Source organism: Colwellia sp. MB3u-4 (genome assembly GCF_014077065.1).
Classification (GTDB): domain Bacteria; phylum Pseudomonadota; class Gammaproteobacteria; order Enterobacterales; family Alteromonadaceae; genus Cognaticolwellia.
Genome location: NZ_JACGVE010000081.1, coordinates 58,541 through 76,826, shown reverse-complemented (window position 1 = coordinate 76,826; position 18,286 = coordinate 58,541). Strand labels below are relative to the sequence as shown.

9 protein-coding genes are annotated in these 18,286 nt (G+C 38.6%); 2 read left to right on the top strand and 7 right to left on the bottom strand.

Annotation, left to right across the window (positions count from 1 at the left end; genetic code table 11):
• Positions 1 to 252 precede the first annotated feature (252 nt).
• The 3 genes from H4J61_RS12545 to H4J61_RS12535 form a co-directional block, all read right to left on the bottom strand.
• Positions 253 to 5,325 carry a hypothetical protein gene (locus H4J61_RS12545; protein ID WP_182185286.1) on the bottom strand — a complete coding sequence of 1,691 codons (5,073 nt, stop codon included), beginning with the start codon at positions 5,323 to 5,325 and terminating at the stop codon, positions 253 to 255.
• Between the two features lie 747 nt (positions 5,326 to 6,072).
• Positions 6,073 to 7,266 carry a serine hydrolase gene (locus H4J61_RS12540; RefSeq protein ID WP_182185285.1) on the bottom strand — a complete coding sequence of 398 codons (1,194 nt, stop codon included), beginning with the start codon at positions 7,264 to 7,266 and terminating at the stop codon, positions 6,073 to 6,075.
• 191 nt (positions 7,267 to 7,457) lie between these two features.
• On the bottom strand, positions 7,458 to 8,273 hold the full coding sequence (locus H4J61_RS12535) for a mechanosensitive ion channel family protein (protein WP_182136139.1): 816 nt from the start codon (positions 8,271 to 8,273) through the stop codon (positions 7,458 to 7,460).
• A gap of 301 nt (positions 8,274 to 8,574) precedes the next feature.
• Between H4J61_RS12535 and H4J61_RS12530 the strand changes: the two genes are divergently transcribed.
• The gene (locus H4J61_RS12530; RefSeq protein ID WP_182185284.1) at positions 8,575 to 9,291 is read left to right on the top strand and encodes an SIMPL domain-containing protein; all 717 of its coding nucleotides are present in this window, start codon (positions 8,575 to 8,577) and stop codon (positions 9,289 to 9,291) included.
• A 273-nt stretch (positions 9,292 to 9,564) separates the two neighbouring features.
• Here the strand turns inward: H4J61_RS12530 and H4J61_RS12525 are convergent, their stop codons facing one another.
• Both H4J61_RS12525 and H4J61_RS12520 read right to left on the bottom strand, forming a co-directional pair.
• Positions 9,565 to 10,533, bottom strand: a complete 969-nt coding sequence (locus H4J61_RS12525; RefSeq protein ID WP_182185283.1) for an alpha/beta hydrolase — start codon at positions 10,531 to 10,533, stop codon at positions 9,565 to 9,567.
• Between the two features lies 1 nt (position 10,534).
• Positions 10,535 to 11,719 (bottom strand): MFS transporter, encoded by a 1,185-nt coding sequence (locus tag H4J61_RS12520; protein WP_182185282.1) that lies wholly within the window; start codon positions 11,717 to 11,719, stop codon positions 10,535 to 10,537.
• A 157-nt stretch (positions 11,720 to 11,876) separates the two neighbouring features.
• On the opposite strand from H4J61_RS12520, the gene H4J61_RS12515 reads away from it, so the two are divergent.
• Positions 11,877 to 15,377, top strand: a complete 3,501-nt coding sequence (locus H4J61_RS12515) for a sodium:solute symporter family transporter (RefSeq protein ID WP_404852065.1) — start codon at positions 11,877 to 11,879, stop codon at positions 15,375 to 15,377.
• 480 nt (positions 15,378 to 15,857) lie between these two features.
• Here H4J61_RS12515 and H4J61_RS12510 read toward each other — a convergent pair whose 3' ends face one another.
• Positions 15,858 to 17,282, bottom strand: a complete 1,425-nt coding sequence (locus H4J61_RS12510) for an OmpA family protein (RefSeq protein WP_182185280.1) — start codon at positions 17,280 to 17,282, stop codon at positions 15,858 to 15,860.
• Positions 17,283 to 17,578: 296 nt separating this feature from the next.
• Complete coding sequence (locus tag H4J61_RS12505; RefSeq protein ID WP_182185279.1) at positions 17,579 to 18,247, bottom strand: response regulator transcription factor; 669 nt, start codon at positions 18,245 to 18,247, stop codon at positions 17,579 to 17,581.
• Positions 18,248 to 18,286: the final 39 nt, after the last annotated feature.

The window sequence follows — 18,286 nt, the reverse complement described above, 5'->3', positions numbered from 1 at the left end:
AGTAGACTTTGTTCCTTAAAATCAAATTTTTTTTGCTGATTTTTTGCTGATTTTTTGTTGGTTTTTTTGTTGGATTAGCATTGCGTTGACTGGATTTTACCCGGCACTAAAGCCATTATTTTAGGTTTAATAAAATCACCTGATCGTAACTCAATCTACTTGAGCCTTTATTATCAGCAAAACAGGCCTTGCTGTAATTGATTAAACTGCCAGCATTACACGGGCAGTTTGTCTTTCTTTGCGTTTACTGCCTTAACCTTTGGTAATGATTAAACCCCCTGTAGGTAGTCGCATTTTAAAGGAAATGCCTAATTCACCTTCAACCATATTAGTATCAACGATGGTGGTATCATTTTCTAAACTACCACTGACTTCAACACCGGCTTTTACGGTAGAAATAAAAGGAATACTGCCTTCTGCTTCGGCATATATTTTGCCACCTTTAGTGACTTTTTCACTATTACTCACCGCTTGAATTGCCGCTTGCTTGCTCGATGAAATAATGGTGTATTCTATCGATTTAGGAACGATATTAAATACTAGCGCTTGGCCATCGTTAGTAATAGTAAAGCTAACACTGCCTTTAAATGGGTTGTTTAAGTCAATATCTGCCGACGAATTAGCGGCTTGATAAGGATTAAATGCTGAGAAAAACTTCACATGTAACTGACCTTTAACGCCTGACTTAACTGGCATTTCTGCTGTCACGCTGGTTAAACCAGCATCGACAATTAAATCACCTATTAATACTGGTTCTGCATCAGGTAGTAATAATAGGATGTCAGCTCTTAATAAACCATTCATTGGTAGGGCACTATCATCAGAAAGATTAAAACCTATCACCACTTTCTGTGCTTCGACTGCACTAACCCTAGGTTTACTCCTATTCGATTTTGTTGTGATGGTACCTGATTTTTTATCAACCGCGACATCAACTTTATTGCTGTCAGAGGTTTTTGCAACATCTTCAATCTCTTTGGTGGTTATCGGGTCGTCTGCTTTTTTAGTGACACTTTTAGCGGCGTCGGTAAATGAGTCAAGCACCTTGGTAATTTGTTCGTGAGCTTCGTCATCGGTTAAATAACCATCCTTGTTAAGCTTCTTAATTTGTTCAATTAATTTAGCACCATCTTTTTTCTGATTCGCCATCACAGATAAACCGGCAAAGTCTTTTGAAATACTGGCTAAATCAGTGACACTTTTTGAGGTGGTTTGCAACGCTGCTAGCGCATTTTGTTGTGTGCCAGATAGCCCGGTAATATCTTTAAATACATCGCCTTTTGACAATAATTCAAAAGCACTGCCCAAGCTGGTAGGATCTGGCGCTGAGGGTGCATTTTGCATGTTAATGATACTGGCAGGGAAGTCTTTCGCTTGTAAGTTACCTGGGTCACTGCGTCGACTACCGGTATCAATAGGATTAATTGCCGTGGGTGTTGTGCCGCAAGGCTCATCATTAAAGCGCCAATGGCGTGATTCATCAATTTTTTCACAGCTATTACACTGACCCATTACCGACTCAGCATACACGCCTTTTGTTGGCACACTGACTCTAAAGGGATCGGGTGCCGTGGTGGGTTGATAATAGGCCAGTAAGTCGTCAACGCCTCTAAATGTCGGGTCTAAACGCTCGCCGGGTACAACTTTTAACACTAAATTATTACCGACAATACCCATAATTTTATTCTCAACCACACTCGCGACACTTTTACCGCCACTGTAGGGAGCAATAAAACCATCTAGCAAGCCAAATAAACGGCTTGCATCCATACTTGACCAAATTACTTTATGCGCCATCTCTAAATGTTCATTGAGAAAGCTAATTAATGCTGAAGCAGCCGCTTTGTCTTCTTTTTTAGGATTACGTAATTCATTAGTATTGGCAGGAACATACATTAAGGCTGCATCAGTTACGGTAATAATGTCAAACAAGTTCTGTATCTGCATTGAGTTAATGATGTCGTTATTAACCTTATGATTGCGAACAATATATTCACTTAAATATTTTGTTTTATAATGTAAATAAAGCGAGCGAAGAATAATCTTAGATGATGAATTTACATTAGTATTGGCCCGTAACCTTAAGTGATTGATTTGTGCCCGCGTTATTGTCGGAATAGACTTACTGGCAATATTGACTTTTAAGGGGGCACCTTTGCGATAATTCGATAAAATTGTCATATCTAAATCGAGTTGCAGCTCACTGCCATCATCAGCAATGGCGTCAAATTGCAGTGTATCAATGAATTTTTTTATAATTTTTGGTGCGTATTCCTGCTCAAAAATGGTGTCTTTTTCAGTTTCAGTTAAGGGAACTTCTCGCTCTAAATTTAGTACCATGCGACCAGGAAACCAAGGGAATAATATCAACAGATCATACTCTTCAGTTTTCGTCGCTTCTTCTATTATTCTGATAAAGGGACGGGCTAATTCAAATGACAAAGTAAAGTAACCGGAGAAGTTTTGAATTACTTCATCAACGTAGCGCCCATCAGGTAAATCAGCATTAATATATTCATCTTCAATACGTTCTATAGCGCTAAAGCCTCTATGTAAGGTTTTACCGTAAACCGCTCTTTTTAAGGTGTTTCTCCAGCGTAATACTTTTTGATTATCGAAAAGGCTCATGGGTAGAGGGACATAAAGACATTCTTGAACATCAACTAATTTTTGTTCAATGGCATAATGCTTTAAAACCTCAAAATATTCGATGGTGACTGCATGACAGTGATTGTTATTTTTAATCACTTCAGTTTGTACATTAACCGATTCATTTTGACCTATTGTTTGTACCACTGTACTGCGTTGGCTTCGTACGCTAGAAGCTGATTGTGAGGTGGAATCTTTTAATCGGTTTAAGGCACTACCAGAAACATTTCGTGCTGAATTTTGTGATGCGTTTGACTTTGAAGAAGCGCCAGAATGCGAGATACCACCGGCGACACCAAACACTACGGGCGCAATAAAACCACCAATGCCACCGCCAATACCTGCGCTGGTTGAGCTGGTACTATTACTTGAGTTTGCGACAAGTGACTCATTTAGCGATGAATGCATAATTTCGGTAATATCTCGATCGCGAATAATATCTGCGGTTATTTCTTCACTCACAATTTGAGCTTCGGTGCGGGCGGAGGTTTCCTTTCGATCCCAATCGACTATGGCAATTTGTTTCTCCTGACATGGCGCTAGTGGCATGCTATATAAGCAATCGCCTAAAGAAAACCCCGCCGCTTTCCAAATTTGTTTTATATGTAAAATATGGCCATTGGCGATAGTGGTATTTTCATGAATAGTAATGTTTTCATCCCAATTAATACTACTTTCTACCGTTAAATTAACTCGACCGGGATGGTTGACAATATAAGCCTGTTCAATGTTTTCAATTTGGCTAATGCCCGAACTAATTTGTTTCATTAAACCCAATAATCGACTTCTTATTTCATCATAATGGCGGTAAAAGTAATCATCGACTAGCTCGTTCACAAAAGTGCTGCCATTACGGTAGAAGTTATAATACTCGTCCAATAAGTCAATAAAGGCGGTGATGCTATCTTGAAATATAAGGTAATATTCGCGAATCATGGTTATTTCAGGTAAGGAAAGTAACACACTGTTTTTTAATGTAGTTTTTATTTTTTCAAACTCTATGGTTAAGCACATAATACCCATAGTGGTTGGTTTAGTTGCAGTAGGGCAAGGCTCAAACCCTAGTTGAGTTGTCTCACTGGCATTGGCAAGCTCTATCATTAAGCGCCTTAGGTCACCTAACATTCTTTCTTGGTTAACTGAATTTGGCACATCATCGATTAACAGGATTGTTTGCTCGACCACTTTAATAGCGTTGTTTAACATTTGTGCCGTTACTTGTGTGTTATTAACAAGCTTTTCAAGCTCTAAAATAGCTTTAGTAAAGTGTTTTTTATTGGCAGGTGAAAGCGCTAACAAACCGAGGTTCTTTTCAATATGGCCTAATAATGCTCGAACTTCTTCGCGATTTAAAGTGTCTTTTGCTGTCAGGGTTTCACAAAAGGTTTTGGCACTTTCCACGCCATTTTTTCCACAATAAGCAGCGGCAAGTTTATGTTGTAAACTCGATAGTTTTTTTCTGCGTTGCTCTTGTTGTTTAAGAATGCTTAAAAGATCTGAAAATACTAAGTTTTTATTAATGCTCTGTAAGTCATGAGTGTGAATTTTTAATTGTTGCGTATCAGCAAAGTTCATTTTTAGCATATAATTTGGCAGGGCAGGGGCTGTTTTTTCACCTAGCCGCGATGCCATAACTCTTGTCATATTTACGGTGTCATCTTTCATCGCAACTTCTTCTATCACTAACGGCTGCATTGATAATGAAGAAAACGAATCATTTAATTTATTGATGGTAGTAAAAATATTTTTTGATATTTCAAATAATTCAAATTTAAATTTTTTGCTGTCTTTGACTGTGATAATAAAACCTCTAATTTCAGGCTCTGTTGTTCTAACGGTATGATAAAAACTAGTCTCTTCTAATGTTCTATTAGGCACGGTAAAGTCAACACACTTGCCGCCTATGTCTTGAGAAAAAGCGCCTGAATTGACTAGGTCATCACTGTCGGGTAAAAGGGGTACAGCTTCATTACAGGCGCAGTCATTGTCTTGCTCTAAAGCTGATAAATCAGAGACTAATAAAATATTTTTGGGTAGCCTATTGTCGTCTAATCCAATGACAATAGGCTGAGTTAGATTACCGGCAATAACACCAAAAGCTTGCTGAATGCTTTTATTTGGCACTTGACCATAAAAGTAGCCTTGGTTATCAGTGGTAGCAGAAAACACCGCATGAAAACTACTACTATCAAGCAAAGCAACAGGGTCATCACTGACCATAATCACAACTTGTAAACCGCCTGTTGCCTGCTCTGCTGTGCTATCAATGACTTTACCGGTAATTTTTTTTATGGCTTTCTCTACCGGTGACTCAATATTAAAAGCAATAACTTTAGGATTGATTTTGATGTTGAAGACCGGACTTTCATCAACAACATTAATAGGGACATTGCTTGGTTTTAAGCTGGTGTAACTATAATTTTGTTGGCCTAGCATTTCGCCATCAGGTGCAAAAATGGCTATTTTAACGGCTTCATTAATCACTAGGTTTTTGAGCGGTAAATAAAATCTAAAAATACCGTCTAGCTCGACATCTACCCTGTCCTTACTAAATACTGGGTGGCCAGAAATTTCTTGGCTGTAGCTGATTTTTAGAAAATGACCTAGATATTGGTCAGTGATATTTTCATTATCGTTGGTAGGAATTAATTTTCCATTAACACTCATTGTTTCCATGATCCTTCCTCTTAGACACTTATTGTGTAAAAGTAATTATCGTGGCGGTGATAAACAATGAACAACTACCCGATAATGTACTAGGTACAAATACGGTAGGCTAACAACCAGTCTTTCTTGTCTGATTCAATACTGAGGTTAATTTAGCATTAATACGCTCAACAAGACCTTTTAACAATACCTTTTAGGGATCTTTTAACAGTACCTTTCAAGGCTTGTTATGAATCAGATTTCAAAAAAAATATGACTTACTTCGCTACATTAATTAAGTAAAAATAGTCGAACAAACGCGGCAATGCAAACTGATATAGTGTAAAAATATCCTTTGCAGCCCCTAATTTTGTTGCGTGTTTAGTCTTTGTTTCGCTATTAATTAGACTTTTAATAACTTGGCGTAATAACTAAAAGCTAAACGGTAGCCAGAGCGGTAAAGTCAGAAGAATAATTAAAATGTCAGGGGCTTTAAGTGCTTAGTATAAGTTTTGTTGTGTGGTTTTTGATTGATAAACCCCTTAAAGTGCAACGGGTATGTTTGATTTTTCAGCAAAGTGTCTCTGTTATTAAAGCAGTCTATTAAAGCTGTATATTGACGCTGTTTTGGTTACTGTGCGGCTATTGAAGTTTACTGGAGATAAAGTTTAATTCAGTGCTTGTTACTTACTTAAATGGCATTAGATTAAGTCATTATTTAAAAGCGAGCTAGTTGCAAACAACAAAGCGCAATTCTGCTACTTCCTGAGTAAGACGTTAAGATTTATTTTTATCATTGTTGACAAGTAATTGATGGGCTTGTGACCAAAATTTGCTCGATATTTTGTTAATCACATTTGACTCTGCATTGATTAAAATCGCAAAGCCGATGTCTAACTCCGGCGAGTAACCAATATCGGCCCGAAAGCCAGCAACCCAGCCAGAATGATAAATAATAGGATGACCGTCAAATTGATAAATACGCCAGCCGTATCCGTAGTGGGCATCAGTTAAATGCTTACGCCAATATCGGCGGCGCAAATCTTTTTTTGTTTTAATACGTGGTGTAGTAAGTTCAGCCAGTAGTGCAGGAGAAAGTGTTTCAGGGTTATGACCTAAATTGGCAATTAACCATTTTGATAAGTCAGCAATACTGGCGTTAATACCTGCAGCGGGAGCCACTTTATAATAGTCAGGCTCAACATCTACTGTACGCCAAATATAGCGTGTGATATTTCTGCCTGCTCTATTTTTTTTGCTTGTTTTTATCCGTTTTCTGAGAATGTGAGGCTTGGCGGTGTTTTGCTGTTGTAAAAACACCTCAATACCCACTGAGGCATTGGCCATTTTTAAGGGCGAAAAAATTCTTTCTTGTAGCAAAGTGGCGTAGCTTTTAGCACTAACCGCTTCAATGGCCGGTTGTAAAAATCCGTAGGCAATATTTTGATAGCCGTAACATTTTGCCGGCTGGCAAATCGGTGTAATACGATCAAAGCGGCTAATTATTTTTTCCATACTCCAATTTTCATGTAGTAAATTATCGTAGGAATTTGGCATCAAGCCACTTGAATGGCTGAGCAGGTGTTTTAATTGAATATTGTCTGCAGCGCCTTCGGTGGCTAAAGCAAAGTTAGGCACATACTTAGTAACTGGGTCTGATAATTTTAGCTGCTGCTCTTGTGCCAACATCGCGGTAATAGTGGCGGCAAAAGGCTTAGATACTGAGGCTAGGCGAAACACCGTATTATGATCTACTTTTTGGCTTTTCGCTTTATCAGTATAGCCAAAACTTTGCATGGCAAAAACTTGATTGTTTTTAACAATGGCATACGCTGCGCCTGGAATACTAAATTTTTTTAATTCGCTGGCGATATTAGCCGATAACTTTTTATTTAAGCTATTTAGGTCAGTAGCATAGGAGGTTAATGTTAAAAACAAGGTAAAAAAAAGCGCGATAAAGCGGAAAAACATGCAGACAACCCATTTGAAAAACAAGTCAGTCTAACCAGTTAACGCGCAAATAAGAAGTAATATTAATTCGCTATAAGGGCTGAACTAGCTAAGCTATTGATTTTTATAGCGCAGCACATCTTGATCTGACTTTCTCGTTTAGCGCTGAAACTGTATCTCGAGCTTAGCGCTTATTTTTAAAAACATAGTCATTAGTTATGACTTTTTGCACTAAACCAAAAGTTCATGAAATCAGCGGTGAGTTTGTTTTCAATTTCCATGGCGCGCTCGGTTGGGCAAAAAATAGTGAAAATAATCTGGGTATCACCAAGCTCTGACGTGGCGACTTCAATATGAGGATCAGGTCCGGCAATTTTTATATCTAATCGACTTTCAATCACTTGGTTATATCTTACGGCAACATCATTAAAGTCGGCACAATAGGTGTCAGCTTTGATTTTTAGCGCATCAATAAATTCAAATGGGTTAACGCTACCATCTCGGGTAATAGTAAAGTGATGAACGGCGTAACGTTTAAGGAAATTTAAGTTTTTAATTGCCGATGTCACCAATTGATTATTGGGCATGTAAAGTGTTTTACCGGTAAATTGATAATTACTGATGTTAACTTCTAATAGCGTTAAATTGATCCAGTCAATAGAGTTTACTTCACCGCAATAATTACCTACTTGTATCCAATCACCAATACGAAAGGGACGATTTGATACTACATAAATAAAGCCAATAAGGCATTGAATAAACTCGCGTGTAACAAGCACTATTGCGACAACAAATGCAGCAATTGAAAAAGCAAACTTTTGAATCTCAACAGACCAGATATTAAACACGACACAAATGAGTGCAAAATTGAAAAGATTATTCAGTAAATTAACGCTTAAGCGTTTATCTAATTTTTTCTTTTTTGCGCGATGTTTAATTAAGCGTGTAATAACTAACTTTACCGTAATAATCGCGATAGCTAATACAGCGGTGACTAAAGATTTATTTTCTAAAAGAGATTCGATCATGTTTTGCCCGGTAGATTACTACAATAACGACTTACTTTGGCGCTAAAACGTGCACGGTAGATGATTTCACCCAACAAATCGAGTGAAATATGACTTTAATTATTGATTATTTATTTGTCATGATGAAACCAAAAATTATTTTGTTCAGCTAAAGTTCATTTATATCGTCATAAAATAGTGTGTGGTTACAAGAAACTACCAATAATTTAGAAACTTAAGTTTAGAAACGTAAATTTAGAAACTTAGTCACCGAACTTGTGTTTACTGTGCAAGTATAAAGGGCTTTTTAATAGGATATGTTATGAAATTATTTATTTGTGTTGTGCTGTTTATCTTTTCTACCTTAGCTTTTTCAAATACCAGTTTACCCAGTAACAGGCATATTAGCGTGACGGGCAGTGCACAAATGCAGGCGATGCCAGATATTGCTGTGGTATATCTACATGTTGAAAGTGAACAAAAAAGCAGTTTAGCGGCCAAAAAAGAAGTCGATGAACGGGTAAACAATTTACTGAACGGATTACCTGACTTTGACGTTGATGAAAAAAATGTCTCGGCGTCAAATATTTCAACCGAAGTGCGTTACGCCTATAACCGTGATGAGCGCGATAAAATTGAAGGTTATGTTGCCCGGCGAACCTTAACAGTAACATTAGAAAATATAGCGAAGTTGAATGCCTTTATGGACTTTGCTTTAAAGGTGAAAATTAATGCTATTCGCAATATCGAATTAAAATCTTCCAACGAAAAGCAACTACAGCAAGAAGTTAATGCGCTTGCGGTTGAAGATGCGAAAAACAGAGGCCAATCACTGGCAAAGGCCTTTGGCGTAAATTTAGGGGCAATTTACAGTATCAATGCGAACTCAACTCAAATTCAGCAGCGGTATGGCGCTAATAATGAAGGTTATAAAACCAGTGTTCGTATGGCTGATAGCTCGGAAAAACCTGGACGTTACTTACAAGAGAGTATGGTTTTTTCAGCGTCAATTAGTGTGGTATTTGATCTTGAGTTATAAAGCGTTTTTTTGTTGAGATTAAATGCTTGTGAATGGAGTAAATACCGACTGACAACAATCTAGCACGAAGCGCTACTTTCGCTTTTTTGTCGTTGGTTTTTAGTCAATCTGCTTATATTAAATGTTTTATTCGCTCAGCTAACTTCACCACATCGGACTGACCGATAAGAGAATTATGCCATGAAAGTTATTGCTTGATTCAAGGCATAGTTAGGTTTAATTACTTATTAACTTATTAACTTATTAACTTATTAACAAGACAGAGAGTGTGACTTACTTATTAATAAACTGTTTAATCAGCAAGTAAGTTTGCTGGTATTGCTCTGGTATCAGTTTTGACAGCAACATATAGGCGTGGATCAGTTCATCAAATTGATAATGTTCAACACTTACGCCAGCTTTTTTAGCTTTATCAGCATATAAAATGCCTTCATCTCGCAAGGGATCACAACCTGCGGTTATGACTAATGTTTTGGGCATTCGGCGATCAAACACGCCAAGTAAAGGCGATGCCTTGGTTATCAGTGTCTTTGTTTGCTTAGTTATTTCTTCGCCAATATTTTGATTTTTAAGATTGAAATATTGCGCAAAGTACCAATACATTTTATCTGCCTCTAGCAGAAAACCATGGCCATTTTCGGTAATTGACGGGCAACTCATGGTGTAATCTACACTGGGATAGATCAATATCTGTTTATCAATCTTGATATTAGGCTGGTCAATGTTGTTCATCACTAAACTGGTGCAAATTGCGCCACCGGCACTATCGCCAGCAATATAGAGTTGGTCGCTATGGCGGTGATCTTTTAGTAGCGCGGGGTGATTTTCTAACAAATATTGACAGTCGTTTAAACCACAAGGGTAAGGGTGCTCTGGTGCTAAGCGATAATCAATGCAAATAACAATGGCATTGGTGGCAATAGCCAGTTCACGACTAATGGGGTCATATAAATTAATGCTACCGCACATATGGCCGCCGCCATGAAAGTGCAGTAAAACCGGTAGTGCTTTTTTTGGGTTTGGATGATAGATGCGCGCGGCAATACTATGCTCATTTATCGTCATGACTTTGTCTTCTATCAGCGCCAGTTCAGGACCTGGTATCATATAGGCGGATAAATTCTCCAAATTTTGCCTAATAACTGCTGGCTCAAATGCTGCGCCACTTGCTTTAGCTTGCTCAATAGCGATATTAACTTGCTCAAGTAACGGCATTAAATTTTTCGATACATTTCCTCGCATATTAACTTCCTTGTTGTTGTATTTTAGTTTTATGGCCGGTTTCAGGTAAAAAGTAACTACCTATAAATAAGGTTGAACTCAGTACTGTGATTAAAATAAACGATCCGGTGTAATCACCTTGATTAATATCGACCAAGCGCCCGAATACCCAGAGAATTATCGTCGATATTATGTAACTAATTGAGTAAAACATACTAAAGATAATGGTGATACGAGCGGAAGTCATTTTTGGCAGCTCATGTGGAATTGAAACGAGTGCGGTGACGGGTGAAAATATAAAAAAACCTAACACCATAGCAGCAAAGGTTTGCAGCCAATATAAATCACTAAAGGAAAATACGGCGGTGCTAATAATAACTACTAAGCCCGACCAACGTATAACCGGCAAGCGTAAGGGCACTTTTTTACTATAAATAATGCCAAAGATAGTACCGACAATACCAAAGCCAATCACCCATTTACTTTGCACAATACCGGCCTTGGGATAAAAGGTAAACAAACAAATATAAAACGCTAAAATGCCTGAATAAGCTAAACCGTATAACCAATTAAAACGGTCTGTTAAGCCTTGGCGGTAAGTGTAATTTTCTGGTAAGGCATTTTGATCTCTGCTTGCTCTTGATGGTTGCTCAAATTTAACCAACAGCCAAAGTAGGGCAACCGCCAAGCTAAGCACAGAAAATAGCGTTAAACTATTTTGCCAACTACCGGTAAGCTGATTAATACTCTGCATTTGCCACAAAATTATGGCCGTACCCATATTAAAAGCCACGGCGTTAATGCCATTAATGGTTGAGCGTTCTTCTGCTTTGAAAAACTGTAATACGATAGGATTAAAATACACCACCATAAAAGCGCCACCTAGCCCCATTAAAAATCGACTGAGTAACAGCCATTCATAATTTGGTGCATAAGGGGTTAATAAGCCGATGGTGATTAATAAACTGGCCACAAAAAAAGCATATTTAATACCAAGTTTAATCGCTATCCAAGCCGCAATGAAAGTACCAACAATTTTAGCTAACGTGACTGCACCACTAATAAAACTTGCTGACGCTAAGCTATGCACGTCAAGTGTAAGCATAATGCTTTGCATGCTAGCGGTGCCACCGACCCAAGCCATGGCAAATAATACATAACTAAAGAAAACAATAGCTTCTACTAAATATTTGTTAGTGATTTTCATCTATAATAACTTTCAAATTGATTAATAATGAAGGGTTAGATTACCCTAGGATGTTAGGGAAATAAGTACTACCTTAGTGCACTAACATCAACAAACGAGCATGATATGCTAGATGAGATAAGTGGTTATGCGAGTATACAATTGTTAAAACAAAGGAATGAATTTGCTAGCTTGGTTATCTATTGATACGTGGTTGATCACCGCTCTTTCTATTGGCTACTTGTGCCTATTGTTTTTAGTTGCTCATAAAGGCCAAAATCAATCACCTGAACAATGGCGCTGTAAGCCGTGGGTATATAGCTTATCTTTAGCGGTTAGCTGCACCTCATGGGCTTTTTACGGCACAGTGGGTCAAGCCGCAACCACTGGCGCTTGGCTTGCACCGATTTATATTGGCTCCATGCTTTGTCTGGTATTAGCTTGGCCAATGTTGCTGAAAATGTTAAACATTATTAAGCGACAAAACCTGACCTCAATTGCCGACTTTATTGCCTTTCGTTATGACCGTTCGCCTAAAATTGCGATTAGTGTTGCACTAATCGCTTTAGTTGGCACCATACCTTATATTGCCTTGCAATTACGCGCTATTAGCACCAGCTTTGATTTACTCACCGGCACTTTTCAATCAGGTATTAGTACCGCTTTTGTCGTTACCCTCGTATTAATTGTATTCAGTATCTTATTTGGTACTCGGCAAATTGCTGCTAGTAAGCAAAATCAAGGTTTAGTTTTAGCCATTGCCTTTAGCTCAGTGGTGAAATTATTAGCATTAACTGCCGTGGGTATTTTCGCGACGTTTTTTGTTTTTGATGGTTTTTCCGACTTAGCTGCTCAGAAACAAAGTCAGGGCTTATTTACTGACGGTAATTCGGTTTATCTTGCGGTGACTCAGGCGATATTGGGCGCAATAACCATTTTTGTTTTACCACAGCAATTTCATATGATGATGATAGAAAACCATCATCCACAAGAGCTAAAAACGGCCCGTTGGTTGTTCCCACTGTATTTTATTTTAATTAACATTTTTGTTTTACCCATAGCAATCGCGGGCTTAATTACTTTTCCTGGCGGCGGTGTTGATGCCGACACTTATGTGCTTACCTTACCGATGTTTTTTCAGCAAGCTTGGTTAGGTATTGTGGTTTATATTGGTGGTTTAGCGGCAGCAACCAGTATGGTGATTGTTTCTGCTATTGTGCTTAGTACCATGATTTCAACCGAAGTTATAACGCCAATAACCTTAAAATTTAACTATTTCAGTAAGGAAGGTGCAGCGCAATTTTCTAGCTTGTTGTTAAAGCAGCGCCGACTGACCATTATCACCATATTGTTACTTGCCTTTGCCTTTGAACGTAGTATTAATCAGCAAAGTCATTTAGCCAGTATTGGCTTACTCTCCTTTGTGTTGTTATCACAGTTTGCGCCGGCGATTATCGGCGCTTTGTACTGGCGCAAAGCGAATGCTAAAGGCGCATTAACCGGTTTGATTATTGGCAGTTTGATGTGGTTTTTCACCCTACTTTTACCCATCATAGCTCCTAATTTAGTGTGGGTACAAGAGGGCGTTTTTGGCCTTGCTTGGTTAAAACCGACTGCGCTGTTTGGCGTCAAATTTTTAGACTTAACCAGTCATGGCGTATTCTATAGCTTAATGAGCAATATCGTTTGTTTTGTCGGTGTTTCATTATTGACCCAACGCAGTCTAGGTGAAAAATTACAAGCAGATATTTTCATTAGTAAAGCTCAACAGCAAATTGAGAGTAAGTTAAGTACAGAAGACCTTTACAGTTTATTAATGCGTTTTATCGATAAAAACGCCGCTGATGCCTTTAAGTTGATCGCCAAGACTAATCAAGCCAATCAACTATCTTCTAACGCTGAGCCCGTAAATCTGGTTGAATATACCCGTGTGCAACTTTCTGGTGTACTGGGCTCAGCCTCAACACGTATGGTCATGAAAGCGGTATCAAGATCAGAACAAATGCCCTTTGAAGATGTGGTGAGTATTGTGGATGAAGCAAATCAACTGTTTCGTTTTAACCGCGAGTTATTGCAGTCGGGTGTTGAAAATATTGAACAAGGCATCAGTGTGGTTGATGCGGACATGAGATTAGTGGCGTGGAATCAGCGTTATATTCAATTGCTTGATTATCCTGAAGGTTTTGTTCAAGCCGGCCTACCGATTGAAACCTTGTTAAATTTTAATATTGCGCGAGGCATTATTGCCGGTGGTGTTAATAATGAGCAGATGATCACCAAACGTATCGCGCATATGAAAAAAGGTGATAGCCATCATTTTCAACGAAAAATGCCTAATGGCATGGTATTAGAAATTCGTGGACAGTCGATGCCTGCTGGCGGATTTGTCAGTACATTTTCAGATATTACTGCCCATATAGAAGCTGAGAAGTCCTTACAAAAAGCCAACGAAAATCTTGAAAAACGTGTGGCAAGCCGAACCCAAGAATTACAAAACGCCAAAGCCGAAGCGGAAGCGGCCAACAGCAGTAAAAGTCGATTTTTAGCGGCAGCAAGTCACGACCTTATGCAGCCTTTTAATGCCTTATCTTTATTTACCTCGATGTTAAAAAACAAAGTACAAGGTGAGGAACTCACCGCACTTGCTCAGCATATTGAGGACTCATTGAACGTGGTCGAAGCCTTGTTGTCAGACTTAGTTGAAATTTCTCGCTTAGATAGTAGCTCTGAAAAAATAGTAAAAAGTCAATTCGCCCTTGATGACTTATTACAGCCACTCAAGAATGAATTTGCGGCCTTATCCGCGCAAGCCGGCATACGTTTTTCATATCAAGTTAGCCAATGTGTTGTGCATTCTGACAAACGCATGCTAAGGCGAATAGTACAAAATTTTTTATCGAACGCCGTACATTATTGCAATGATAAACAGGGAATAAAAGCGGGGGTTCAAAATCGCATTTTATTAGGGATACGACGCAGCAAAACAATGATAAGGCTTGAGGTTTGGGATAACGGCCCAGGGATCGCGTTAGCACAGCAAAAAGCCATCTTTCGTGAATTTGAACGTTTAGCGCAAAACCGTGAAATACCAGGATTAGGTTTAGGCTTGGCGATATCAGAGCGCATAGCAAAATTGCTCGGTTTGTCAATTTCGGTTAAATCGCAACTCGGTAAAGGTACGTGTTTTAGTATTGAAATACCGCGCGTCAGTGCTAGTGAGGCCGCCATCGTTAAGGCAAAAATACACCATAAAGGTAAGTTAAATAAAAGTTTGGAGGCTATAGCCGAAAGTTCACTCGAAAAATCCTTTAATAACATGGTGGTATTATTGATCGATAATGACCAACTGATGCTAACTGCAATGGCCTCACAGCTTAGTGATTGGGGTTGTTGTGTGTTAACTGCCTATGATCAACCGTCATGCCAGCAAACATTAGCCAATGGCGAGATTATCCCTAATATTATTATTGCTGACTATCACCTTGAACATGGCAATAATGGCGTTGATTTAGTGCGAGCTATGTTGCGAGCACAACAATGGCAACTACCAGTGATAATTTGTTCTGCTGACCCATCAGAAAGTGTTCGACAACATACCAGTGATGCTGAGTTTTTGTTTTTACGCAAACCCGTTAAGTCATTAGCATTAAAGCGCATGATGCGGCAATTACTGGTATAAGCTGAGTTGCTTTTTTTATTATGTGCTTATTATGTGCTTATTCTGTGCTTATTCTGTGTTACGACTAAGCAAGCTTTCTGCATGATGTTTTTAGAGCCTTTTTGCTAGTTAACATAGTCACTATGTAGATGTTATCGCCGAGATAATCTTAATTACAGAGATAAGATTGATGAGTAAAAAGCCTGCTATTGCTTAGCGTATATTTTTACTAAAAAGAAAAGGGCAAAGTTAGTTGGCCTCAAGATTAATCATCTTGCTGTACTTTGTTTTAAGAGCATATTTCTGCTTGCGTTGAAAAGATGAACTTAGTCACAAAAAAACTTTCAATGAACTATTTATTTTAGGTAATTATTATTTTTAGATAATTATGATTTTCAAATAACTAGAGTTCGAATAACTAGCGTTTAAATAATCAGTGTTCAAATAAGAAAAGCCTGCTTAATTGTATTAAGCAGGCTTTTATCGCGGGTCTAATTAATATTAATCATTAATGATTAATATCTCTACTCGTCTGTTTTCAGCGCGACCTTCTACGGTTTCATTTGACGCCACAGGTTTGTTTTTACCAAAGCCACTAGAATCTACTTTATCTTTGGGAATAAGGCCCACTTGGGTAATAAAATTAGCAACCGTTTGGGCCCGTGCTTGCGACAGCGCCATATTCAACTCCTCGCTACCAAGGTTATCGGTATGTCCTGAAACCATGATGTTAGCACCAGGGAAGTTCTTAATGGCTTCAATAATCTTATTCAGTAAAACAAAATTACTCGACTCTATTTCACTACTACCTGACTTAAAGGCAAAGCCTTGGGCGCGAATAAGCACATTGTTTAACTGACGATATACATTGGCCTCTTCAGGGTTATACATTGACTGTACTCTGGAGAAACGTTCATCATCCGCTCTTTTTTGCGCCTGTTCCCGCTCGAATTCCATCTTAGCTTCTGCTTTATCTTTTGCTAACTGAGTTTGTTTTGTTTCAGCAGATTCCATCCCCGTTAACAAGGTTTTACGTTCTTCAACAACGTTTGCTACTGCTGCACTTAGATTATTCACCACTTCTTTGTTTGGCCGGTTGAAGCCAACATCAGTATCAATAGATTTAACGACTTGGCTAAGTTGATCTTGATACCAAAGAATTTTTTGTTCTGCATCAAAGTTGGCATTTTTAAAGGCAGTTTCAATATCGACTATACCCTTAGCCTTTTGTACCAACCATATTGCCTGGTTAGCATGTACGTTGGCTTTTTGAGTATCAGTTCGATCGGCTTCTATTGTCGCTAAAGCAAGGCGGTATTCATCTTCTGCCATGGCCATAGTGCTAGGTGCTATATCAGCTAGATCATTTTTCTTGGCATTAGTTAGCGCTTGTTCAGCAACACTGAGCATATTACGCTTTAACGAATTTAGCTCTATATCTAAATATTGATTGCGCAAGGCATTGACATCGCGTGTGGCTTTTTCATCCTCTCCAACTTCAAGTAAGGCTAATACTTTTGCCAGTTCCGATTCTGCTTTTTTAAAAGCAGCGGGTGCAGCTGAGCTAGCATTGACATTTATCGCTCGGTCTCGGGCATTGAAAACCTCCTCAAAAACATATTTTGCTTTTACGGCTTGTTTCTTCGCCGTTTCAATACGCGCTATAACTTCGCTGGCACTATCCTTTACTTTTGGGCTACTATTTTGAGCTTGTTCAAGTGCCTTTTGATAAATATTTTCGGCATTTTTCAACTGTACTGGGGAGTAGAGTGCTAAGTTTTCACGCTCGGCGGCCTCAATGCTGGTTTTAGCCTGAGCCAATGTTGGGTGTTGTACTAACATTTCCTGCTCAGTCATGAGTTTTTGTGTAGCACAAGCACTTAAGATGGTGATAAGTAAGGCTACCGCTGTGTATTTTACTTTCATGTTATTATCCTTTTAACAATGAATTTATTGCAGCGCTTATCTTGCGCTAAGTAACTAATAAAAATGGCTAAACTTCTACTTTGGCTTACCAGCTAGAATATGGCTGTAAACTCGTTCAATTTACAGCCAAGCGGCAGGTGTTATTATTTCCTTGTGCTGTCTATTTAATCTAGATTAACACTAGCACCCCCAGAGATTTAAACCAGTAACTATCACCCAAAGAGCATGAAAGTTTTGAGAAAAACTTTGTTGTTAAACGGGAGAGGTTTATAAGCTTTATAGCTGTTTTAGAGAGATTAAGACACATTCAAATGCTGTGAAGGGCTTAGCATGAGTTGCTGATATGCTAGGCCAGCTAATGTGCGGTTGTTTACTTCTAATTTTAATAATATCGCGGAAACATGCTTTTTAACCGTAGTTTCCTTGATGTCGAGATCATAGGCAATTTGCTTATTTAACTGACCATCGGCTATTTGGGTTAATACTATGTATTGCTGAGGGGTGAGTTGACTTAATTGTTTTGCCAGTTTCTGGTGCGCTAAATCTATTTTTTGGTCGGCATTAAATTCGATATTTTTTGGTAACCAAATCCCCCCAGCTAAAACGCTGTCAATGGCTTGTGCTATGGTGGTTAAATCAGCCGATTTAGGAATAAATGCTGCTGCGCCAAAGTTAATCGCTTTTTGCATAGTTTCAGAATTGTCGTCTGAAGAGACCATGATCACCACAATATCGGGAAAATGGTTTTGCAGTTGGGTTAAGCCGGTAAAGCCATCATTACCTGGCATATGTAAATCTAGAAAAACGATTTCTAAGCTGTTGTTAAGGGTAACCGCTTTGAGTAGATCGTCAAAGTTGTCTACTTCTAAGCTTTCGTGATCCTCAATGCATTCAACTATAGCTTGTTTTAATGCGGTGCGAAACAAGGGGTGATCGTCGGCGATAATTACTTTTGCTTGCTTCATTACAGCAGCCTTTTATATGCTTACCACACTAGGAGGTAG